The sequence below is a fragment of the Terrihabitans rhizophilus genome (assembly GCF_033898525.1).
Taxonomy (GTDB): domain Bacteria; phylum Pseudomonadota; class Alphaproteobacteria; order Rhizobiales; family Methylopilaceae; genus Flaviflagellibacter; species Flaviflagellibacter rhizophilus.
The window spans coordinates 274,644-296,038 of sequence record NZ_JAXAFJ010000002.1 but is presented as its reverse complement, the minus strand read 5'-3'; the positions used below and the strand labels follow the sequence as shown (position 1 = coordinate 296,038).

The 21,395-nt window shown below is 65.4% G+C and carries 19 protein-coding genes; 14 read left to right on the top strand and 5 right to left on the bottom strand.

Annotated features, from left to right (window positions below):
• The first annotated feature begins 157 nt into the window (after window positions 1-157).
• On the top strand, window positions 158-3,436 hold the full coding sequence (locus SCD90_RS04985; RefSeq protein ID WP_319843531.1) for a YhdP family protein: 3,279 nt from the start codon (window positions 158-160) through the stop codon (window positions 3,434-3,436).
• 10 nt (window positions 3,437-3,446) lie between these two features.
• Here SCD90_RS04985 and tyrS read toward each other — a convergent pair whose 3' ends face one another.
• The gene (tyrS, locus tag SCD90_RS04980) at window positions 3,447-4,700 is read right to left on the bottom strand and encodes a tyrosine--tRNA ligase (RefSeq protein ID WP_319843530.1); all 1,254 of its coding nucleotides are present in this window, start codon (window positions 4,698-4,700) and stop codon (window positions 3,447-3,449) included.
• Window positions 4,701-4,793: 93 nt separating this feature from the next.
• Between tyrS and SCD90_RS04975 the strand changes: the two genes are divergently transcribed.
• On the top strand, window positions 4,794-5,942 hold the full coding sequence (locus tag SCD90_RS04975; protein WP_319843529.1) for an anhydro-N-acetylmuramic acid kinase: 1,149 nt from the start codon (window positions 4,794-4,796) through the stop codon (window positions 5,940-5,942).
• Here the strand turns inward: SCD90_RS04975 and SCD90_RS04970 are convergent.
• Together SCD90_RS04970 and SCD90_RS04965 are read right to left on the bottom strand one after the other, a co-directional pair.
• Entirely contained in the window at window positions 5,916-6,866 is a 951-nt protein-coding gene (locus SCD90_RS04970; RefSeq protein ID WP_319843528.1) for an AEC family transporter, read from the bottom strand. The two genes, SCD90_RS04975 and SCD90_RS04970, sit on opposite strands and share 27 nt — an antisense overlap.
• 13 nt (window positions 6,867-6,879) lie before the next feature.
• Window positions 6,880-7,530: an alpha/beta hydrolase gene (locus tag SCD90_RS04965; protein WP_319843527.1), complete on the bottom strand. Its 651-nt coding sequence runs from the start codon at window positions 7,528-7,530 to the stop codon at window positions 6,880-6,882.
• Window positions 7,531-7,707: 177 nt separating this feature from the next.
• Between SCD90_RS04965 and SCD90_RS04960 the strand changes: the two genes are divergently transcribed.
• The 7 genes from SCD90_RS04960 (at window position 7,708) to SCD90_RS04930 (ending at window position 15,914) form a co-directional block, all read left to right on the top strand.
• Window positions 7,708-8,880, top strand: a complete 1,173-nt coding sequence (locus tag SCD90_RS04960; RefSeq protein ID WP_319843526.1) for a cysteine desulfurase family protein — start codon at window positions 7,708-7,710, stop codon at window positions 8,878-8,880.
• A gap of 88 nt (window positions 8,881-8,968) precedes the next feature.
• The gene (gene sufB, locus SCD90_RS04955) at window positions 8,969-10,456 is read left to right on the top strand and encodes a Fe-S cluster assembly protein SufB (protein WP_319843525.1); all 1,488 of its coding nucleotides are present in this window, start codon (window positions 8,969-8,971) and stop codon (window positions 10,454-10,456) included.
• A gap of 100 nt (window positions 10,457-10,556) precedes the next feature.
• The gene (sufC, locus tag SCD90_RS04950; protein WP_319843524.1) at window positions 10,557-11,309 is read left to right on the top strand and encodes a Fe-S cluster assembly ATPase SufC; all 753 of its coding nucleotides are present in this window, start codon (window positions 10,557-10,559) and stop codon (window positions 11,307-11,309) included.
• Complete coding sequence (gene sufD, locus SCD90_RS04945) at window positions 11,309-12,619, top strand: Fe-S cluster assembly protein SufD (protein ID WP_319843523.1); 1,311 nt, start codon at window positions 11,309-11,311, stop codon at window positions 12,617-12,619. Before sufC ends, sufD begins: the two co-directional genes overlap by 1 nt.
• Before the next feature lie 156 nt (window positions 12,620-12,775).
• Entirely contained in the window at window positions 12,776-14,026 is a 1,251-nt protein-coding gene (locus SCD90_RS04940) for a cysteine desulfurase (RefSeq protein WP_319843522.1), read from the top strand.
• Window positions 14,027-14,035: 9 nt separating this feature from the next.
• Complete coding sequence (locus tag SCD90_RS04935; protein WP_319843521.1) at window positions 14,036-14,407, top strand: SUF system Fe-S cluster assembly protein; 372 nt, start codon at window positions 14,036-14,038, stop codon at window positions 14,405-14,407.
• A gap of 106 nt (window positions 14,408-14,513) precedes the next feature.
• Window positions 14,514-15,914, top strand: a complete 1,401-nt coding sequence (locus SCD90_RS04930) for a peptidoglycan DD-metalloendopeptidase family protein (protein WP_319843520.1) — start codon at window positions 14,514-14,516, stop codon at window positions 15,912-15,914.
• A gap of 60 nt (window positions 15,915-15,974) precedes the next feature.
• Here SCD90_RS04930 and SCD90_RS04925 read toward each other — a convergent pair whose 3' ends face one another.
• Window positions 15,975-16,835 (bottom strand): ATP-binding protein, encoded by an 861-nt coding sequence (locus SCD90_RS04925; RefSeq protein ID WP_319843519.1) that lies wholly within the window; start codon window positions 16,833-16,835, stop codon window positions 15,975-15,977.
• Window positions 16,836-16,952: 117 nt separating this feature from the next.
• Between SCD90_RS04925 and yajC the strand changes: the two genes are divergently transcribed.
• Genes yajC through SCD90_RS04900 form a run of 5 tightly spaced genes read left to right on the top strand, consistent with a single transcriptional unit; the run spans window position 16,953 to window position 21,137 of the window.
• Complete coding sequence (gene yajC, locus SCD90_RS04920) at window positions 16,953-17,291, top strand: preprotein translocase subunit YajC (protein ID WP_319843518.1); 339 nt, start codon at window positions 16,953-16,955, stop codon at window positions 17,289-17,291.
• Window positions 17,292-17,306: 15 nt separating this feature from the next.
• The gene (secD, locus tag SCD90_RS04915) at window positions 17,307-18,920 is read left to right on the top strand and encodes a protein translocase subunit SecD (protein WP_319843517.1); all 1,614 of its coding nucleotides are present in this window, start codon (window positions 17,307-17,309) and stop codon (window positions 18,918-18,920) included.
• Window positions 18,921-18,934: 14 nt separating this feature from the next.
• The gene (gene secF / locus SCD90_RS04910) at window positions 18,935-19,876 is read left to right on the top strand and encodes a protein translocase subunit SecF (protein WP_319843516.1); all 942 of its coding nucleotides are present in this window, start codon (window positions 18,935-18,937) and stop codon (window positions 19,874-19,876) included.
• A 3-nt stretch (window positions 19,877-19,879) separates the two neighbouring features.
• A complete protein-coding gene (locus SCD90_RS04905; RefSeq protein WP_319843515.1) occupies window positions 19,880-20,272 on the top strand; it encodes an Mth938-like domain-containing protein in 393 nt (130 codons plus the stop codon).
• Between the two features lie 16 nt (window positions 20,273-20,288).
• Complete coding sequence (locus tag SCD90_RS04900; protein WP_319843514.1) at window positions 20,289-21,137, top strand: phytoene/squalene synthase family protein; 849 nt, start codon at window positions 20,289-20,291, stop codon at window positions 21,135-21,137.
• A gap of 4 nt (window positions 21,138-21,141) precedes the next feature.
• On the opposite strand, the gene SCD90_RS04895 is transcribed toward SCD90_RS04900, so the two are convergent.
• Entirely contained in the window at window positions 21,142-21,315 is a 174-nt protein-coding gene (locus tag SCD90_RS04895) for a hypothetical protein (protein ID WP_319843513.1), read from the bottom strand.
• Window positions 21,316-21,395: the final 80 nt, after the last annotated feature.

Sequence of the window (21,395 nt, the reverse complement as noted above, 5' to 3'; positions counted from 1 at the left end):
TATGGGCCTCATCTGCTGAGGCTGCGGCAAGCGTGCTGCTTAGTACCTGCCAGGCGGGCCCATCAAGATGCGGGGAGGAATGACGGAGCAGCGGCCGGTTCACGCGAGGAGATTAAAGGACTGCGCGTTCGACCGGCGTGGCGTTCGACATCCCTTGTTGCCGGGGCAGGGCCTTTCGCGTAGGCGCAAGCTGGCGATCGGCGCCGCCGCCGCTGTCCTGTGCGTGGTCGCGCTCGTCGCCGTGGTGCTCTTCACGCCCGTCGCCTCCATTCTGGTGACGCCGCAGATCGTCAAGGCATTGGAGGCGCGCCTCGGGCCCGGCTATCGCGTCCAGATCGGCCGTAGCCGCACGGACATCACCGGCGAGGGCCTGGACCTCCGCCTCGATGATCTCTCGATTCTGGATGCAGGCGGCAACCGCGTCTTCTCCGTGCCGAGCGCATCCATGGCCGTGGATAAGGCGCTGCTCGCAGGCACGGGCAATTTTCCGCTGCGACGCATCAAGCTTGTCCAGCCACGCCTGACGTTGCGCGTGGAGGAAAACGGGTCGGTAAACCTCGCGTCATCGGACGGTGGCCTGCCCCTGTTCGGTATGCCATCCACGGCTACGTCCCAGGCCTCGACCCTCGACATCCTGCAGATGCTGACAGCCGCCGATGCTGTCATCGGCTCAGGCGGTCCATTCGCGCGCTTCTCGTCTGCCGAGGTAAGTGCCGCGGACATCGTCATCGACGACCGGCGCAAGGGCCGGACCGAGAGCCTGCGCAATGTCGATGTCCGCATCACGCGCCGGGAGAAGGACGGTGGTCTCATTGCAAGCGCATCGTCCGTGGAGGCCGGAAATCGTTGGTCGGCGACTGCAACCCTGACTGGGCATGAGGGCGACAGCCGGAACTTCGACCTCGGATTCGAGAACCTGCCGCTCGGCCGCCTTATCGAAGAGGCTTTGAATGGAGCCACGCCGGCCGACTTCGCCGGCAGCCTTTCCGGGCACCTCTACGCGCAGGTTGCCCCCGAAGGTGCGATCCAGACGGCGGGCGCACGCCTCGACGTGCTGGGCTTCCAGATGATCTCGCCCGTGAAGCGCGAGGCCGCGACGACGGTCGAGCGTGGCCGGGTGGAGGTTGAATGGAACGGAGCCGAGCGGCAATTGCGACTGCTGAAGGCCGATGTGGCCACCGGCACCACCCGGGTCGCACTGGGCGGGCAGGCCAAGCCGATTGACGCGGCGGGGGAGGAGTGGGAGTTCTCCTTTGGCGGAACGGAGCTCGCCATCCCCGGCCTCGACGCGGCGGCACAGGCGTTGCGCTTCGACCGGATCGAACTGGCCGGTAAGGCGGGCATCAAGCGACGTCATCTCGACCTCCAGACCGTCGGCCTGCGCGGGCGGGCCCTTTCCGTCGTCGCACAGGGGCAGTTCGATTTCTCGGGCGCTGTTCCGCAAGGCGACCTTGCCATCGCCAGCTCGCGCGGACCTCTTGCCGCGCTGCTGCGCGTCTGGCCGGAACCCATCGCTCCCAACACCCGCACATATCTTTCGAAGAACGTCCGCCGCGCCGTGGTGGACGAGATGACGATCGCCGTGAAGGGGCCGTTGAGCGTCGGTCCAAGTGCGGACCGTTCGCTTCGGCTCGACGCCAGGTTTTCCGAAGGCGTGTTGTCCTATCTCGCCGATGCCCCTCCAGCAGCGGGCATCGCCGGCCGCATCGTCATGGGCGATCGCGAGCTGGATCTTGTGATGGACACGGGGCAGGTGGATTTCGCAGAGGGTCGGACACTCTCAATTGCCGGGACGCGCTTCACGGCGCCGGACCACAGGCCCGCCAATTTCCCCGGCGAGATCGCAGTGAAGCTCGCCGGCCCCATCGAGGCGGTTTCTTCCCTGATGGCGACGCCTTCCCTTGCTCGTTTGGCACCCGGAGCGGCTGGTGCGCTCAAGGGGCAGGGCACCGCAGCCGGCACCGTCTCCCTGAAAGGGCTTATCGGCCGCGAGACGGAAATGGCCAAGATGGCGATCAGCGTCGATGCCGATGTGAAGGACGTCTCGCTGCCGAGGGCGGTCGGCGGCAAGGATATTCAGGACGGAAACTTCCATATCGCGCTCGACGGTTCGGCACTGACGGTCCGGGGGCAGGCGCGGATCGGCGGTGCCCCTACGGCGCTCGAAGCGATGATTGCCCGCAGCGGTCCCGGAGAGTTCGGGCAGACGAGCGTGGCCTTCTCTCTCGATCCCTCGAAGATCAAGGATTTCGCGGCCGAGAAATGGACGCTCGTGGGGCCGGTCTCTGCGCGACTGACCATGCCCAAGGCCGGCGAGATCCAGAACGCAGTTCTCGAGGCGGACCTCAGCGGGGCGCGTGTCCAGGGCCCGATCGGCATGACCAAATCTGCGGGAGAAGCCGGCCGGCTGAAATTCACGGTCGACGTTCTGGAGAAAGGCTGGCGGCTTCGGGACTTCCAGGCGCAGGGCGGCAGCATTGATGCGCGCGGTGTGCTGGAGCTTGGGCCGTCCGGGCTCGTCTCGGCCGATCTCGGCACCTTCCATGCCTCGGAAGGGGACGATACGCGGCTGAAGGTCACCCGGGCCGGCAATGGCTACAAGGTGTCGCTTCAGGGCAGTTCGTTCGACGCGCGCAGCGCGCTCAAGGAAGCGTTCTCCGGCTCGGCCGGCAAGGACTCGCTCGACATGGACGTGGAAGCCAAGCTCGGCACCGTGACCGGGCACAATGGCCAGATCCTGAGCGGCCTCGACCTGAAGGTTGTGCGCCGTGGCGCCGATATCCGCACCCTGTCGCTGGCGGCCAGGCTGGGGAATGGCGGCGTGGAGGCACGCACCTCCGGAGAAAAGCGCCGCATCATCAGCGTGCGGGCGGCTGATGCCGGGGCGGCCCTGCGCTTCCTGGATGTCTACGGACGGGTGCAGGGCGGCACCATGACGCTTGAGGTGGTGCCCGGCGATGTCAGCCATGCGCGGCTGGGACTGCAGGGGTTCCAGGTCGGCGACCAGCAGCTTGCCACCATCGCGCGGGGAAGCCGTCCCCAGAACAATGGCGGCATGACCTTCACCAAGATGGATGCCAAGTTCCGGGCCACGGAAGGCCGCATCCTGATCGACGAATGCCTTGTCTACGGAAACGAACTTGGCGCGACGCTCACTGGCGAGATCAACTACGCAGCCAATGACGTAGGCATCCGGGGAACGTTCCTGCCGGCCTACGCCATCAACAACCTGTTCGGAAAACTGCCCGTGATCGGCGCCATCCTCGGCGGCGGCTCCAAGGAGGGCCTGCTCGGCATAACCTTCGAGGTCGACGGAAAGTGGTCGCAGCCGCGCATGAAGGTGAACCCGCTTTCGGCGGTCGCGCCCGGCTTCCTGCGCAAGCTGTTCGAGTTCCGCGACGACGGCAATCCCCAGCGGGCGAACCCGCCGGGTTGACCGCTCCCGCTCAGGCCTCGGGGCGCAGGAGGATGTGCTTCTTGCGGCCGAGCGACAGCTTGATCACGCCGTCTTGCAGGTTGGCGTCGGTCAGAACGGCGCGCTCGTCCGTAACGGTCGCATCGTTGACCTTCAGGCCGCCGCCCTTCACCTGACGCCGTGCCTCACCGTTCGATGCGACAAGGCCCGCCGTGACGAAGGCGCCAAGCACGCCCATTCCGGAGGACAGCTCGGCGGCCGGGACGGACACGCTCGGCAGATCGTCGGCCAGCGCGCCTTCCTCGAAGGTGCGCCGTGCCGTCTCCGCCGCAGCGTCCGCTGCCTCGCGGCCGTGGACCAAGGCGGTCACTTCATTCGCGAGCACCTTCTTCGCTTCGTTGATGTCGGCTCCGCACAGGGCTTCCAGCCGTTCGATTTCCGCGATCGGAAGATCCGTGAACAGGCGCAGGAAGCGGCCGACATCCTCGTCTTCCGTGTTGCGCCAGTACTGCCAGAAGTCCCAAGGCGTGAGCATGTCGGCGTTGAGCCAGACCGCGCCCGAGGCGGTCTTCCCCATCTTGGCGCCGGAGGCCGTGGTGAGCAGCGGACAGGTGAGACCGAACAGCTCCGCACCGGCGATGCGGCGGCCAAGATCGATGCCGTTGACGATGTTGCCCCACTGATCGGAGCCGCCCATCTGCAGGCGGCAGCCATAGCGCTTCGACAGCTCGGCGAAGTCGTAGGCCTGCAGGATCATGTAGTTGAATTCGAGGAAGCTTAGCGGCTGGTCACGCTCCAGCCTCAACTTCACCGAGTCGAAGGTCAGCATGCGGTTGACCGAGAAATGCCGGCCGACATCACGCAGGAACGGGATGTAGGCGAGCTCTTCCAGCCAATCGGCATTGTTGACCATGATGGCGTCCGTCGGACCGTCACCGAAGGTCAGGAACCGGTCGAACACGCGCCGGATCGAAGCCATGTTGTGGGCGATGATCTCGTCGGTCAGCACCGGACGTGCATCGTCCTTGCCGCTGGGGTCGCCCACCTTGGTGGTACCGCCGCCCATCAGGACAATGGGCTTGTGACCGGCCTGCTGCAGTCGCCGCAGCATCATGATGCCCATCATATGGCCGACATGCAGGCTCGGGCCCGTCATGTCGAAGCCGATATAGGCCGTGATCGGTCCCTTCTGCGCCAGTTCGTCGAGACCCTTGGGGTCGGAAATCTGGTTGATGCAGCCGCGCTCTGAGAGCAGCTTCAGAAAAGACGATTCGTAAGCTTCCATGATCCTGGGGCTTTGTGTCGATGACGGAGGTGCGACCGTGTATCAGGTTTGTGGCCTGATGACACGGTGGCGGCGCGTGAGGGGAAAGCCCGTATGTGGGCCATTGGCATGATGAGCGGCACCTCGCTCGACGGCATCGACATCGCCATGATCGAGACCGATGGCGAGACTGTGCAGAGCTTCGGCCCCGTGGCCAGCTACCCCTACGACCAAGAGGGGGCGGACCGCCCTCTGATCTTCGGCGCCATGGACGATGCCCGCGACCTGACGGACCGTGCTGCGCGTCCGGGACGGCTCGCTGCGGCGGAAGAGGCCGTTACGCGGCTGAACCGGGATGCCCTGCTGCGCTTCCTCGAAGGTGATCTGCCGGCGCGGCCCGATGTCGTCGGCTTCCACGGGCAGACCGTGGTGCACCGCCCGCAACTGGGGCTGACCCTTCAGCTTGGCGATGGGGCCGCGCTTGCCAGTGCCGCCGGCATTCCCGTCATTCACGATCTGCGGCAGTCGGACATGGAGGCCGGAGGGCAGGGCGCGCCGCTGGTGCCGGTGTTCCACCGCGCTCTGGTGCGCGCGCTTGGCCGAAGCGGACCCGTGGTCGTGCTCAATCTCGGCGGCGTGGCCAACATCACCTATCTCGACGGCACAGGGGACGAACTTCTGGCGTGCGATGTCGGCCCGGCCAATGCCTTGCTGGACGACTTCATGCTGGCGCGTACCGGACAGGTATGTGACGAAAACGGCGCGGCAGCGGCCGCCGGGCGCGTGGACGAGGCCGTGCTGGCGCGGCTGATGAGCCATGAGTTCTTCCGCATGGGCCCGCCGAAATCCCTGGACCGCAACGAGTTCCGCGCCTTCGCCGCGGATGTGGCGCCCTGGCAGACCATCGCGCTGGAAGACGGCGCAGCGACCATGTCGGCCTTCACGGCGGCCGGTGTTGCGAGCGTCGTGCCTTATCTGCCGAAAACGCCGGACAGCTGGATCGTCTGCGGCGGTGGCGCGCATAATGCGACCCTGATCCGGATGCTGCGCGAGAGGCTGGCGCCAGCGCGGGTGGAGACCGGAGCCGAGATCGGCTGGTCGGTCGACCATATCGAGGCGCAGGCCTTTGCCTTCCTCGCGGTGCGCAGCCTGCGCGGCCTGCCGCTGAGCTTTCCCGGGACGACAGGCGTTCCGCGTCCCCAGACCGGCGGCGTGCTTGCGAGCCCCGGCCCGGATCTACCCCGGAAGGCCGCCGTAGCCTGACAGCGTCAGAAAGATGGTGATGGTGATGACGGAGCAGAGGGTCGTCGCCAGGATGACCTTTGCCGTGATCGCGGCGTCGCGACCGTAATATTCGGCCAGCATGAACGGCCCGGTGCCGGTCGGCAGCGCGGCCATCAGCACGGCAAGATCGGCTTCGAACTTCGGCAAGTTGAAGACGAAGTGCGCGAGCACGTAAGCGATGCCCGGCTGCAGCAGCAGTTTGGCCATCGCAAGAAAGAGCTCGGTCGGGCGCTGGCCGGGTGCGGGCGGGCGCTTGTCCGCCAGGAACGTGCCCAGAGCCACCAGAGCGCACGGGCTGGCCGCGCCACCCAGCAGGAGCAGGGCTGAATCCGCACTGTGGGGCAGCGGAATGCCGGTAGCCGCCCACAGCACGCCAAGGACCGGCGAGACGACCAGAGGGTTCTTCAGAAGAGACAGCGACACCTTGAAGAGCAGCGGCCCGAGACGGCGCTCCTCCTGGATTCCGATCTCAAGAAGAACGATGGCGACGCCGAACATCACGCAGGCTGTAAGGATGGACGCGATCGTCACGCCCGTCGAACTGGCCGGCCCTAGGACGGCGAGAGCCAGCGGGAAACCAAGATAGCCAGTGTTGGGATATCCCGCGATCAGGCCCTCGACCGCGCCATCCGCGAGACCGCGCTGCCGCACAGCCACAAGCAGTGCGAGCCCGAACATCGTGAAGCAGGAGATGCCGAAAACGGCCGTAAAACCCGGCCGGTAGAGTTCCTGCCATCCGGCATTGGCCGTGATGTGGAACATCAGGGAGGGCAGGCCGAGCCAGACCACGAAGCGGTTCAGCTCGGTCGTGGCCGTCGCGCCGAAGATACCGGCGCGCCGGCACGCGGCACCGGCGAGGATCAGTGCGAAGATCGGCAGGACGACCGCGAGTGCAGCGAACATCGCAGTCCCGCCGTCAGGCGGCGCTTGCGCCCTTCAGGCGGCGGTCCAGATAGCCCTTGCAGCTGTCCAGCAGCTCTTCGGTCTTGCCGTCGAAGAAGTGGTTGGCGCCCGGGATCACGTCCTGGTCGATGACGATGCCCTTCTGCGTCTTCAGCTTGTCGACGAGCGCCTGCACGTCCTTCATCTGCGCCACGCGGTCGACATCGCCGTGGACGATGAGGCCGGAGGACGGGCAGGGCGCGAGGAAGGTGAAGTCGAACTTGCCGGCGGGTGGGGCGACCGAGATGAAGCCCTCAACCTCCGGACGGCGCATCAGGAGCTGCATGCCGATCCAGGCACCGAAGGAGACGCCGGCCACCCAGCAGCCGCGTGCGTCAGGATTGATGGACTGCGCCCAGTCGAGGGCCGAAGCCGCGTCCGAGAGTTCGTCCTGGCCGTGATAGATGCCCTGGCTGCGCCCGACGCCGCGGAAGTTGAACCGCAGCACCGAGAAGCCGCGCTCCACGAACATGTAATAGAGCTGGTACACGATGGGATTGTTCATCGTGCCGCCGAACTGCGGGTGCGGATGAAGGACGATGCCGATGGGCGCGTTCTTGGTCTTTGACGGGTGATAACGGCCCTCGAGCCGTCCGGCCGGACCGTTGAAAATGACTTCGGGCATCGTAGGTGATCTCTCGCTTCAGGAAGGCCCGGGCGCGGCAACGCGCTTGACTCGGACGCTGACCTGGCTGAAGTGGTGGAATTATTCTAAAGGTCGGCTGCACGCATGGCGGCAACCGGCTGCTTATATCATGGCGCAGCGGCAGCGGTGCAAGCTTTCCGTTGCGTGTGACGGCGGATGTTACAAGAACGCATCTATCTTGATCACAACGCCACCATGCCGGTGCGGCCCGAAGCGGCACGCGCGGTGGGGCAGGCCTTGTTGAGAGGCGGAAACCCGTCTTCGGTCCACGCCGAGGGCCGCCGCGCCCGCGCGTCGCTGGAGGAAGCTCGTTCCGTTGTCGCCGGGCTTGTCGGCGGGGCAGCGAAGAACGTCACGTTCACGAGCGGCGCCACAGAGGCGCTGAACCTTGCGCTGACGCCCACTCTACATCACGGCACCGACGCGCGGCCCTGGCATCTCCTTGTCTCCGCGACGGAGCATCCCTGCGTGCTGCGCGGGCATCGTTTCCCGGCAGATGCCGTGACGGTGCTGCCGGTGAGCCGCGAGGGCGTGCTGGATCTCGATGCGCTGGATGCGGCCCTGGCTGCTGATACTGGGTCGCGCCCGTTGCTCGCACTGCAGTTCGCCAACAATGAGACGGGCGTCATCCAGCCGCTGCGCGAAGCCGCCGAACGGGTTCATGCGGCCGGTGGCCTGCTCGTCTGCGACGCGGTGCAGGCGGCTGGGCGCGTGCCGCTCGACATAAACGAGATCGGCGCCGACATGGTGGCGCTTTCGGCCCACAAGCTCGGCGGACCTGCCGGCATTGGCGCGCTGGTACGTGCCCGCGATTCCATCCACATTCCCGATGCGCTGGTGCGCGGTGGCGGCCAGGAGAAGGGTCTGCGCGCAGGCACCGAGAACGGGCCGGGGATCGCAGGCTTTGCTGCGGCGGCGCAGGCGGCGCTTCAGTCTCTCACTGAGGAAACCGCCCGCATCACCGCACTGCGCGATCGTCTCGAAGCCGGATTGCGGTCGCTAGACGGCGCAGCATCGGTGTTCGGCGCGGGCGCGGCGCGCTTGCCGAACACGGTGTGCTTTGCCCTGCCGGGCATGAACGCCCAGACCGCTCTGATGGCTCTTGATCTGGCAGGCGTCTCGGTCTCTTCCGGCTCGGCGTGTTCGTCCGGCACAGTAAAGGCCTCGTCCGTCCTTGACGCCATGGGCGTGCAACCCGACATGGCAAAGTGCATGCTGCGCGCCAGCCTAGGCTGGACCACGCGGGAAGCCGATGTGGACGGTTTCCTCGCCGCGCTCGCCACGACGAAGCAGAGAATTCACACAGCCGGACGAGGTCTGGCTGCTTGATGCGTACGCAGCGTGGGAATCTTCCCGCGCAGCACCTATATGGAACCCCAACGCGCGGTCCTTGAAACCGCTGTGGAAGGAGAAGTTCATGCCGGCCGTCCAGGAGACGATCGACCAGGTTCGTCTGATCGACGTCGATCAGTACAAGTATGGTTTTGTGACGGACATCGAGAGCGAACGCGCTCCGCAGGGTCTGTCCGAAGACACTGTCCGCTACATCTCGGCCAAGAAGAGCGAGCCGGAATGGCTGCTCGAATGGCGTCTCGACGCCTATAAGCGCTGGCGCACCATGCAGGAGCCGAACTGGGCAAAGGTGGAGTATCCGCCGATCCCCTATGAGGAGCTCTATTACTATTCGCAGCCGAAAAACACGCCCGGGCCGAAGAGCCTGGACGAGGTCGATCCGGAACTGCTCCGCACCTATGAGAAGCTGGGCATCCCGCTCCGCGAGCAGGAGATCCTGCTTGGCGTCGAGCGTCCGGAAGGCGAGGGCGAGCGCCGCGTCGCGGTGGACGCCGTGTTCGACTCGGTGTCGGTAGCCACCACCTTCAAGGCTGAACTGGCCAAGGCCGGCGTGCTTTTCATGCCCATCTCCGAGGCGGTCCACGAGCATCCGGAGCTGATCAAGAAGTATCTTGGCTCCGTCGTGCCGGTGACGGACAACTTCTTCGCCACGCTGAACTCGGCCGTCTTCTCCGACGGCTCGTTCGTCTACATCCCGCCGGGCGTCCGCTGCCCGATGGAGCTGTCCACCTATTTCCGCATCAATGAGCGGAACACGGGGCAGTTCGAGCGCACGCTGATCATCGCCGACAAGGGCTCCTATGTGAGCTATCTCGAAGGCTGCACGGCACCAATGCGCGATGAGAACCAGCTGCATGCGGCTGTCGTCGAGCTGATCGCGCTGGACGATGCGGAGATCAAGTACTCCACCGTCCAGAACTGGTATCCCGGCGATGCGAACGGCAAGGGCGGCATCTACAACTTCGTGACCAAGCGCGGCGATTGCCGTGGCGACCGCGCGAAGATCTCGTGGACGCAGGTGGAGACCGGCTCCGCGATCACCTGGAAGTATCCGAGCTGCATCCTGCGCGGTGACGAGTCGGTGGGCGAGTTCTACTCGATCGCCATCTCGAACGGCATGCAGCAGGTCGATTCCGGCACCAAGATGATCCATCTCGGCCGCAACACGACCTCGAAAATCATCTCCAAGGGCATCGCGGCCGGGCGTTCGCAGAACACCTATCGCGGCGTGATCTCGGCGCATCGCAAGGCGAAGAACGCCCGCAACTTCACGAACTGCGACAGCCTGCTGATCGGCGACCAGTGCGGCGCGCACACGGTGCCGTATATCGAGGCCAACACGGCCACGGCGGTGTTCGAGCACGAGGCGACCACGTCCAAGATCGCCGAAGACCAGATGTTCTACTGCCAGCAGCGCGGCCTCTCGTCCGAGGAAGCCGTGGCGCTGATCGTCAACGGCTTCGTCAAGGAGGTGCTTCAGCAGCTCCCGATGGAGTTCGCGGTAGAGGCGCAGAAGCTGATCGCGGTGAGCCTGGAAGGCTCGGTGGGCTGAAGCCAGGCGGCGTACGCGCCGCCTGCTTTGCCGTGATGATCCCTGTTGAGACTAAGGCCGGTTTGCAGCGCAGCGCTCGCCGGCGAGAAGGAAGACGAACATGCTGTCGATCAAGAACCTGCACGCCCGCATCGAGGACAACGGGCAGGAGATCATCAAGGGGCTCGATCTCGAGATTCCGGCCGGCCAGGTGCACGCCATCATGGGGCCGAACGGCTCGGGCAAGTCCACTTTGTCCTACGTGCTGGCCGGCAAGCCGGACTACGAGGTGACCGAGGGCTCGGTGGAGCTCAACGGCGAGGACCTGCTGGAGCTCGAAGCTGACGAGCGCGCCGCCAAGGGCGTGTTCCTGGCCTTCCAGTACCCGCTGGAAATCCCCGGCGTCGGCACGATGACCTTTCTCAAGGCAGCCCTCAACGCTCAACGCCGCACGCGTGGCGAGCCCGAAATGCAGACGCCCGACTTCATGAAGATGGTGCGCCAGCACGCCGGCGACCTCGGCATCAACCAGGACATGCTGAAGCGTGCGCTGAATGTCGGCTTCTCCGGCGGCGAGAAGAAGCGCGCCGAGATCCTGCAGATGTCGCTTTTGCAGCCGAAGCTCGGCATTCTCGACGAGACGGATTCAGGCCTCGACATCGACGCGCTGAAGGTTGTTTCCGAGGGCGTCAATCGCCTGCGCGGCGGCGACCGCTCCTTCCTCGTTATCACGCACTACCAGCGCCTGCTGAACTACATCAAGCCGGACGTGGTGCATGTGATGTCCAAGGGCCGCATCGTTCGTTCGGGCGGGCCGGAACTGGCGCTTGAACTCGAAGCCAATGGCTATGCCGAATATGGCGAGGCCGCTTGATGAGCACCGCCGCCGTCCGTCCCCTGAAGACCGCTGCCGAGAACGCGCTGGCGGAACAGTTCACCTCCGCGAAGGGTCGCCTGAACGGCAACCTCGCGGCGCGTGAGGAGGCCTTTGGCGTCGTCGCCGACGGGCTGCCGAGCCGCCGCGTGGAGGAGTGGAAGTACACCGATCTTCGCGCCCTGATGCGCGATGCGCTGCCCTTGGCCGAACTGCCGACCGTGGGCGAGATCAACTCCGTGCGCGAGCAGATGGCCGAACATGCGGTGGACTCCGCGCGCATCGTGTTCGTCAACGGCAGCCTGATCGAGGGCGTGTCGGACCTCGGCTCCCTGCCGGCTGGCGTGGAAGCCGTGTCCATCGCGCGCGCCTATGCGGAGAACCACCCGCTGATCGCCCGCTCGGGCGAGGCGCCGATCCCGCCCGACAACGCGGCCGTGGCATTGAACACCGCGTTCGTCTCGGACGGAGTGGTCCTGCGGGTCGCCGCCGGCACCAAGGTCGAGCGTCCGCTGCATCTCGTCTTTGTCCAGCAGGGCAACGGCCATGCCGCCTACACCCGCGTTGTCGTGGTCGTGGAGGCCGGTGCGCAGGTCGAGATCATCGAGACGCATTCCGGTGAAGGCTCGCACCAGACCAACACGGTCGTTGAACTGGTGGCCGACGACAACGCCGATGTGACGATGGTGAAGCTGCAGGCGGAATCGCTCGGCACGCAGCACCTCGCCACGTTCGGGGCGAAGCTCGGCGCCGAGGTGAAGCTGAAGACGGTGAACATCGCGCGCGGCGCGGCCATGGCCCGCCAGCAGATGTTCCTGACCTTTGCAGGCGACAGCACGAATGCCGAGTTGCACGGCATTTCACTGTCCGGCGGGCGCCGCCATCTCGACACGACCATGTTCGTGGATCACGCCGCCTATGGCTGCGAGAGCCGCGAAACGTTCAAGTCGGTGCTGGACGGCGAGAGCCGCTCGGTGTTCCAGGGCAAGATCCTGGTGCGCCAGAACGCCCAGAAGACCGACGGCCGCATGATGATGCGCGCGCTGATGCTTTCGGAAGGCTCCGAAGCCGACATGAAGCCGGAGCTGGAGATCTACGCCGACGACGTGCAGTGCGCCCATGGCGCGACCTGTGCGGCGCTTGACGACGAGCACCTGTTCTACCTGCGTGCCCGCGGCATTCCGAAGATGGAAGCCGAGGCCATCCTGGTCGAGGCGTTCGTCGGAGAAGTGCTGGAGGCCGTGGACAACGAGCCCCTGCGCGAGAAGCTGGCCATCATCACCAATGAGTGGCTGCGCACCCGCGATTGAACATCACCTCTACCCGGCGGGGAGAGGTCGGCACGTCGCGGCAGCGATGGCCGGGTGAGGGGACAGACTTACATATGAGGGCGCAACCCTCACCCCGCTCGAACCTGCCGGTTTGAGCCGGCCCTCTCCCGCGAGGTGGAGGGAGGAGAGCAGACAATGAACGCACCTGTCCTGCCGAAGACCGTCACCTACGACGTCGAGGCCGTGCGCCTCGATTTCCCGGCGCTCTCGATGGAGGTGAACGGGAAACCGCTCTGCTATCTCGACAACGGCGCCTCGGCTCAGAAGCCGCGCCAGGTGCTGGACGCCATCCGCCATTCCTACGAGGCGGAATACGCCAACGTTCATCGCGGGCTGCATTATCTCGCGAATGCCGCGACCGAGGCATTCGAGGATGCGCGCGAGCAGGTGCGGGGCTTCCTCAATGCCGGCTCGCTTGACGAGATCGTCTTCACGCGTTCGGCGACGGGATCGCTGAACCTTGTCGCCTCCAGCTTCGGACGCATGGCTGGGATCGGTCCGGGCGACGAGATCGTGATCTCGCTGCTGGAGCATCACTCGAACATCGTGCCCTGGCACTTCCACCGCGAGCGCAGCGGCGCGGTGCTGAAGTGGGTGCCGGTCAGCGAGGAGGGCGAATTCGACCTCGCCGCTTACGAGCGACTGCTGACGCCGAAGACGAAGATCGTCGCCATCACGCATATGTCCAACGTCACGGGCACCATCACGCCCGTGAAGGAGATCATCCGGCTCGCTCACGAGCGCGGCATTCCGGTGCTGCTCGACGGCAGCCAGGCCGCCGTTCACATGCCGGTCGATGTGCGCGATCTCGACGTCGATTTCTACGTCTTCACCGGCCACAAGCTGTACGGCCCCACCGGCATCGGCGTTCTCTACGCCAAGCGGGAATGGCTCGAGCGCATGCCGCCTTACGAGGGCGGCGGCGAGATGATCCGCGACGTCTCCGAAGACGGCGTGACCTATGCCGGCGTGCCGAGCCGGTTCGAGGCGGGAACGCCGCCGCTGGTTCAGGCGGTCGGCCTCGGCGCGGCCATCCGCTACGTCAACGGCATCGGCCGCGAAGCCATCCTTGCGCACGAAACCGTGCTGCGCGATTACGCGATGGAGCGGTTGAGCCGCATCAACGCCCTGCGCATCTTCGGCACCACGCCCGACAAGGGCGCCATCGTCGCGTTCGAGATGAAGGACGCGCACGCCCATGACGTTGCCCATGTGCTGGATCGCTACGGCATCGCGGTGCGCGCCGGAACGCACTGCGCCCAGCCCTTGCTGGCCCGATATGGGGTAACCTCGACCTGCCGCGCGAGCTTCGGGCTGTACAACACCACCGCCGAGATCGACACGCTGGTCGAGGCGCTCGAAAAGACGCAGGCCCTGTTCGCCTAGAAAGCCGCCATGACCGACACAACGACGAATCCGAACAATGTGGAGCTGAGCTCCGCGACCCTTCCGCCGGAAGAGCTCGACCGCATGGCGGGAGAGATCATCGGTGCGCTGAAGACGGTCTACGACCCCGAGATCCCGGTCGACATCTACGAGCTGGGCCTCGTCTACAAGATCGACATCAGCGACGAGCGCGATGTGGCCATCGACATGACGCTGACGGCGCCGGCTTGCCCCGTGGCGGCCGAAATGCCGGGCTGGGTGGAGAATGCGGTCGGCTCGGTCCCGGGCGTCAACGCCGTGAAGGTGACCATGACCTTCGACCCGCCATGGGATCAGGGCCGTATGTCCGACGAAGCCCGCGTCGCGCTCGATATGTGGTGAACAAGGCGGAAAAATATCCGGGGCAATCTTCTGGAGTGCAACGGGTTGTTTACCGCGACGGCGCTTAATCCCTCTCACGCAATGTCTTTAGTGTGTGAGTGGCGCGATGCAGTCGGCTTCATCTTGGTCCCGGTTCGGCGTCAGGTTCGCGGTTCTCGGCGCGGTCGCGGTTTCGGCTTCGGCCTGCAGCTCTGACCGGTTTGCCTACGACCCGTTCGGGAACCCCTTCAATGGCCGCGAGAGCGGCCCCACGATGACCGGCTCCGTCTCGAACGGCGCGGGTCCCATCGCCAGCGCACCGGTTGGCGGCGTTACCTCCGAGCCGCTGGCGGCTCCGTCCGGCTACGGCAGCAATGCGCCTGCCTACGCGCCGGCCGCGCCGAGCTATCCGCCTTACCAGCAGCAAAGCTCCGCTCCCGCGCAGCCCTCCTATTCCTCTTCGCCGGCACCCACCTATTCGGCGGCCCCCAGCTATCCCACGGCTGACCGCAGCTACGAGAAGGGTGGCCGCACCGTCGTGGTGCAGTATGGCGACACGCCGTATTCGCTTGGCCAGCGCCACGGCGTTCCCGCCAGCAAGATCCTGTCTGCCAACAAGCTGCCGCAGGGATCGACCCTTGTTCCCGGCCAGCGCCTTGTCATCCCGTCCACTGGCAACCAGGCTGCTGCAAACGAAGTGATCTCGCGTCCTGCGCCGGTGGCCCCGCGCTCCGTTGCGCAGGCTCCGGCAAGCCGCTCCACCGCGTCCGGCGGCGGGCACACCGTCGCTCCCGGCGAAACCCTGTTCTCCATCGCACGCCGCAACAATGTGCCGGTCGGGCAACTCGCCGCCGCCAACGGCTTCGACCTCGACCATCAGGTCCGCATCGGCGAGACGTTGACGATCCCGGCCGGAACCACGGCAGTCGCGCCGGCGCCTCTCGCCACGCAGAAGCTCGCCGCCGCAGAAGCGCCGCTCAACGTTCCAGCCGCGAAGCCGCTGGCCGAGGTGAAGACCTCCGCGCCTGTCGAGAAGGCAAGCGAGCCGGAGGCCAAGTTCCAGCCGGCCGTCGCCAGCATGGAGCCGAAGCCCGCACAGAAGGATGAGGAGGCGGACGATGCTCCCCGTTCTTCCGGTGCGTCCTCCAGCGCCGACTTCCGCTGGCCGGTGCGTGGTCGCGTGATTTCCGGGTTCGGCTCCAAGCCCAATGGCGCCACCAATGACGGCGTGAACCTCTCGGTGCCGGAAGGCACGGCCATCAAGGCCGCAGAAGGCGGCGTGGTCGCCTATGCCGGGAACGAGCTGAAGGGCTTCGGCAATCTCGTCCTCATCCGCCATCAGGGCGAATGGGTTACGGCCTACGCCCATGCCAGCGAGATCCTGGTGAAGCGCGGAGACGTAGTGCGGCGCGGGCAGATCATCGCCAAGTCCGGCAAGACCGGCAATGTCTCCGCCCCGCAATTGCACTTCGAAGTGCGGCGCGGCGCGACCCCGGTCGACCCGATGCAGCATCTGCCGGCCGGCTGATCGCTCCGAACTTGGAATGCAGAAGGGCGCCTCGATGGCGCCCTTTTTCGTTTGCCCCGATCAGGAGAGCTTCGTGTTCAGCCGGCCCGCAAGGTCCTGGATGAACTGCCAGGCGGTGCGTCCGGAGCGCGATCCGCGTCCCATGGCCCAGGCTAGTCCTTGAGCCCGCAACTCATCGGCGTGGATCTGCAGCCGGTAACGCTCCGCATAGGCGGTCAGCATTGCGAGGTATTCGTCCTGTCCGCACGGGTGGAAGCCGAGCCAGAGCCCGAAGCGGTCCGAAAGCGACACCTTCTCCTCGACGGCTTCACCGGGATTGATGGCGGTCGCCTTCTCGTTGTCGATCATGTCGCGCGGCATCAGGTGACGGCGGTTGGAGGTGGCGTAGAGCAGCACGTTCTCGGGCCGGCCTTCGATGCCGCCGTCCAGCACCGCCTTCAGCGCCTTGTAGGACGAATCATCGCTGTCGAAGGAGAGGTCGTCGCAGAACAGCAGGAACCGGTGGTCGAGGTTCCGCAGCATGCCCATCAGCTCGGGCAGGCTCTCGATGTCCTCCCGGTGGATCTCGACCAGCTTGAGCGCGGTGCCCGCTGCGTTGACGGCTGCATGGGCGGACTTCACCAGCGAGGACTTGCCCATGCCGCGTGCGCCCCACAACAGCGCGTTGTTGGCGGGGTAGCCGCGGGCAAACTGCTCTGTGTTCGCCAGAAGGGTGTCGCGCGAGAGGTCGATGCCCTTGAGCAAAGCTATGTCCACGCGGTTGACGTGTGGCACCGGCACCAGCCGGCGCGAGGGCGCATGCCACACGAAGGCATCGGCGGTACCCACATCCACAGGTGCCGGAAGTGGGGGAGACATGCGCTCCAGCGCGCTGGCGATGCGCTCGAGTGCGTCTGACGGGAAGGGGGGCTTGTCGGTCATACCGTGCGGATACCCTTCACCCCTTCGTGTGTCCATGAGGGCGGCGTTGCTTTCCCCCGTTGCACCGCTATAGTCCCGCCGCTTCCCGACCTTTGGTCCCGAATCCATATGGAGAGAATGATGTTCGTGACTCCCGCTTTCGCTCAGGGCGCCGCTGCCGGCGGGGAGGCGAACTTCTTCATGTCCATCGTGCCGTTTCTTTTGATCTTCGTGATCATGTACTTCCTGGTCATTCGCCCGCAGCAGAAGCGCCTCAAGGCCCATCGCGAGCTGACGACGAATCTTCGCCGTGGCGACACGATCGTCACTTCGGGCGGCATCATCGGCAAGGTGACGAAGGCCGTGGACGATGGCGAGGTCGAGGTGCAGATCGCGGACAATGTCCGTGTGCGCGTCACCCGCGCCTCCGTCTCCGAAGTGCGCGCCAAGGGCGAGCCTGTCAGTTCGGACGCATAAGGCAGCCCGTCTTCTATGCTTCATTATTCGCGTACCAAGACCATCCTGACGCTTCTGATCGTCGTGGTGGGTCTGATGCTCGTCATGCCGAACCTGCTCACGCAGCAGATGCGTGACAGCCTTCCCTCATGGCTGCCCTCCCGCAGCATCGTGCTTGGCCTCGATCTCCAGGGCGGGTCCCACCTGCTGCTGGAGGTCGACGCCGCAGCACTGCGGGCCGAACGCCTGACCTCGATCCGGGACCAGGCGCGAGCCGTGCTGCGCGAACAGCGCGTGGGCTATACCGGGCTGTCCATCTCCGGCAATTCCGTGCAGGTGCGCCTGCGCGATCCGGCGGACATCGGAAAGGCGCTGCCCCGGCTGCGCGAACTGGCCAATCCCATTTCCTCCTCCATGTTCGCGGCCGGTCCCGGTGGCGTGGATCTGGACGTGACGAACACGGCCGATGGCGTGATCACCGTGACCCCGAACGAGACGGGCTTCAACGCCCGCATCCGCTCGGCGGTCGACCAGTCTATCGAGATCGTGCGCCGTCGCGTGGACGAACTGGGCACCACCGAGCCCAGCATTCAGCGCCAGGGTGCGGACCGCATTCTCGTGCAGGTTCCCGGCCTGCAGGACCCGCAGCGCCTCAAGGCCCTGATCGGGACCACCGCAAAGCTGACCTTCCGCATGGTCGATGTCACCATGCCGGTGCAGCAGGCGGAGCAGACGCGCCCGCCGGCCGATTCCGAGATCATGCCGGGTGCGGAGGACAATCCGGGCGAGCGTTACCTCATCAAGAAGGAGATCCTGGTCTCCGGCGAGGATCTCATTGACGCACAGCCGGGCTTTGACCAGCGCAACAACGAGCCCATCGTCTCGTTCCGCTTCAATTCCAACGGCGCGCGCCGCTTCGCCGCTGCCACTACGGCAAATGTGGGCCAGCCATTCGCCATTGTCCTCGACAACAAGGTGATCTCGGCGCCGCGCATCAACGAGCCGATCACGGGCGGCTCGGGCCAGATCTCGGGCAACTTCTCTGTCGAGAGCGCCAACAATCTCGCCATCCTCCTGCGCGCAGGTGCTCTACCGGCGCCGCTGACGGTGGTGGAAGAGCGCACTGTCGGGCCCGGCCTTGGCGCCGACTCTATCGAAGCCGGCACGAAGGCGACCATCTACGCGGCCGTCTTCGTCGTGCTCTTCATGTTCGCCACCTATGGCACGTTCGGCCTTATCGCCAACATTGCGCTGCTCATCCATGTCGGCTTGATCTTCGGACTGATGTCCTTGATCGGTGCGACTCTGACCCTTCCGGGCATTGCAGGCATCGTGCTGACCATCGGCACCGCCGTGGACTCGAACGTGCTGATCTATGAGCGCATCCGGGAAGAGTACAGATCAGGCAAGCCGGTGGTGAACTCCATCCTGGCGGGCTTCGACCGTGCTTTCGCGACCATCGTGGACTCGAACTCCACCATGGCCATCGCCGCCGCCATCCTGTTCGTGCTCGGCTCCGGCCCGGTGAAGGGCTTTGCCGTGGTGTTCCTGCTGGGCATCGTCACCACCGTGATCACGGCCGTAACGATGACGCGCATGATGATCGCGCTTTGGTACCGCTGGACGCGGGCCAAGACCCTGCCGTTTTGACGAGGACCTAGATCGTGCGTCTTCTAAGACTCTGGCCGGAAGATTCGAAAATCCGGTTCATGAAGTGGCGGCATTTCAGCTTTCCGTTCTCGGCGCTGCTGTCGCTGGTCATCGTGGGGCTGTTCTACGCCCACGGGCTGAACTTCGGCATCGACTTCCGTGGCGGCACTCTCATCGAATTGCAGGCCAAGGCCGCTAACACCGCTGACGCGTCTGACGTGCGGCAGCGCTCCAATGCGCTCGGCTTTGGGGAAGTCGAGGTGCAGGAATTCGGAGACCAGGGTGAACTGTCCCTTCGATTCCCGATCCAGGAAGGCGGCGAAGCCGCACAGGGCAACGTCGTACAGCAGGCCCGGAGTTCCTTCGAGAACGCGTATGACTTCCGTCGTGTCGAGACGGTTGGCCCGCGTGTCTCCGGCGAACTGGTGCAGGCAGGCACGATCGGCGTCATTCTCTCCGTGGTGGCCGTGCTCGCCTATCTCTGGTTCCGCTTCGAAAGGAACCTGGCGATCGGCGCGATCATAGGAACGCTGCACGATATCGTGCTGACGGTCGGGTTCTTCGTCGTAACCCAGATGGAGTTCAACATGACCTCCATCGCAGCGATCCTGACCATCGTCGGCTATTCACTGAACGAGACGGTGGTGGTGTTCGACCGGACACGCGAACTGCTGCGGCGCTACAAGAGCATGCCGGACGAGGAACTGCTGGATCTGTCCATCAATTCCACGATGTCCCGCACGGTTATGACCGGCACGACGACGTTCCTTTCGCTTCTCGCGCTGGTTCTGTTCGGCGGCGAGGCCATCCGTGGCTTTGCGGAGGTCATGCTCCTGGGCGTCGTGATCTGCACCTATTCCGCGATCTTCATTTCGTCGCCCGCGCTGATCTATCTTGGCCTGCGGAGCGCTGTGTCGCCGGCACCTGCGCGCACCGCCGTCGAGGCAAAGCTCTAGGGCGTGGCCGAGGGTCTGGAGAAGGGGCACTATCCCGCCCCGGCGCCCCTCGATGCCTATGGCAATGGCGGCTTCCGTTTTGCCGATATGTCGCATCGCGGCTCCATCCTGTGCTTGCCGAGCGGCATCTGGGCCTGGCCGGTGGTGAAAGCTCATGAGTTCACGCCATTGAGCTTTGCCAAGGCGGCAGCGGAAGCGGAGCTCATCGAGGTGTTCCTCATAGGAACGGGTGATGACCATGTGCCGCTGCCGCTTGATATCCGTGACTTCCTGAAGAGGGCCGGACTGCACTTCGACGTCATGCCCACCGGCGCCGCCGCACGCACATACAACGTGCTGATGAGCGACGAGCGAAAGGTGGCTGCGGCGCTGATCGCGGTGGACAAGGCGCGGTGAAGGGGCGGGCGCATTGATGGATGGTGGCGCATACGCGCAGTCCATTGTCCGGGAGAGCGATCCCGATCGCTTCTTCGCCACCCTGTTCGCGCCGGCTGACAAGCGGCCGGCCCTGTTCGCCCTCTACGCCTTCAACGCAGAAGTCGCGCGCGTGCGGGACGTGGTCAGCGAGCCGATACCCGGCGAGATCCGGCTGACCTGGTGGCGTGAGGTCGTCGAAGGGGAACGGGCAGGCGAGGCAGCCGGCCATCCCGTGGCCGGAGAGCTTCTGGCCGCCATGCGGGACTACAGATTGCCGCCGGCGGCTCTGTCGCGACTGGTCGAAGCCAAAATCTTCGACCTCTACGACGATCCGGTCGCGATCGTAACTGAACTTGAAGGCTATGCCGGCGAGACCGCGTCCACGGTGCTGCGCCTCGCATCCATTATCCTGAGCGACGGCGATGAGCCTCGTGGCGCCGATGCGGCCGGGCATGCAGGGGTCGCCTACGCCATAACGGGCTTGTTGCGCTCGCTGCCTCTGCACGCCTCACGCGGGCAGGTGATGATCCCGACGGAGATCCTGGCGCGTAATGGTGTCGACCGCGGCAAACTCCTGAACGGCGAGGCCGACGCGTCCCTGCTGAACGCGCTTGCAGAGATGCGGGCCTTGGCGCGGCATCATCTTGCGCGGGCGAAAGAGGCGTTCGTGGATCTGGACCGGAGGGCCGCTCCGGCCTTCCTGCCGGTGGCGCTGGTCGAGCCGTATCTGCAATCCATGGAGAGGCGGGGCTATGACCCGTTCCGCACGGCGGCGGAGGTGCCGCAATGGCGCAAGCAGTTGACCCTGTGGCTGGCGTCACGCCGCAGGGTTCCTTTCCGCTGAAGGATCAGCGACGATCCTGCCGATCAAGGTGGGTGCCGTAGAGGCGCTCGCGCTCCTCGCGCTCCCGGATCATCTCCTCATATGCCTTCCGGGCCTCGGGCGAGAGCGTAACCCGCTTCACGGGTTCCTTCTTCCGCGGCTTGTTCGCCCGCTTGTAGACGTTGTTGTCTTCCGGCATGGGAAACCTCGAATAAGGGCCCGTTCTTCTAGCTTACGGTCTCCGGTTGTGGAAGCTTGCCTTCGGGCCAGTTCCCGATC